General features: G+C 41.4%; 1 protein-coding gene. It reads right to left on the bottom strand.

Annotation, left to right across the window (positions count from 1 at the left end; translation table 11 throughout):
* Positions 1-30: 30 nt before the first annotated feature.
* Positions 31-960, bottom strand: a complete 930-nt coding sequence (locus ACSC97_RS18165) for an IS5-like element ISAba10 family transposase (RefSeq protein WP_004907081.1) — start codon at positions 958-960, stop codon at positions 31-33.
* Positions 961-1,001: the final 41 nt, after the last annotated feature.

The following is a 1,001-nucleotide window of genomic DNA, read 5'->3' as shown; positions in this document are numbered from 1 at the left end:
AAAGGTAGAGTTGTTCTAATCTTCAGATATTTATGCAACAGCCACCGTTTTAGCTGTACCAAGTTGAGTAAATTTATTCAAAATATCGACTCTTATTTGCAAGTCAACCACCTGACGATTAAAGCATCGACTAGATACACCTTGTCCAAGTCGTTTCAAGGCAAACATTTTAGCCTCTATTCGGGATCGTCGATGATAACCAATATCTCGTTTCCACTGCTTTTGACCCTTGTCCCAACAGCCTTGTACTGCATGATTCCTTGCTTTACCAATTTCATTTTCTGCCCATAAAGCAGCATTGGAACGAGGAGGGATAATTACATTTGCTTGCCGTTTCAAAATCGCATCATAACAATTCACTGTGTCATAAGCACCATCAGCCGTGACAGATGCAATGGTTTCATCAATTTGATCTAAAAGAGGTTGGAGCATTTCAGCATCACCATATTGGCAGGTCGTGACTTCAACCGCTTGTATTTCTCCACTGTTTGCATCTGTCGCAAGATGTAATTTCAGCCATTGACGATGTTGGTTTACGCCATGTTTTTTACGCACCCATTCCCCATCACCTGTAACTTTGATCCCTGTGCTATCAACTAAAATATGCAAGTCTTCCTGTGGATTTTTTGCTGATTTATGTAGAAGTGGCTGGAGCTTATCTGCTCGCCGACTCAATGTTGAGAAGTCTGGAACATTCCAGTCGAGGTGAGCCATTTGAAAAAGGCTTTGAATGAAACCTTGTGTTTGGCGTAAAGCCAGTTGGAACAGGTTTCGTATCGTCAGGGCAAATTGAATTGCTATATCAGTGTAGGTAGGTTGACGTCCTTTTTTTCCAGTAGGTGTTGCAGACCATTGCATTTGGGGATCAAACCAAATGGTGAAAGCACCCCGTTGACGTAAAGCCTGATTGTACTCAGACCAGTTCGTTGTTTTGTATCGGCTTTTTGATTCTGTATTCATCTAACATGTATGGGGATGAAATTTATTTATGCAACAAAGCC

The sequence above is a fragment of the Acinetobacter sp. P1(2025) genome (genome assembly GCF_051390655.1).
Classification (GTDB): Bacteria; Pseudomonadota; Gammaproteobacteria; order Pseudomonadales; family Moraxellaceae; genus Acinetobacter; species Acinetobacter junii.
The sequence above is the reverse complement of the archived record's forward strand: the minus strand, read 5'-3'. Positions and strand labels throughout refer to the sequence as shown.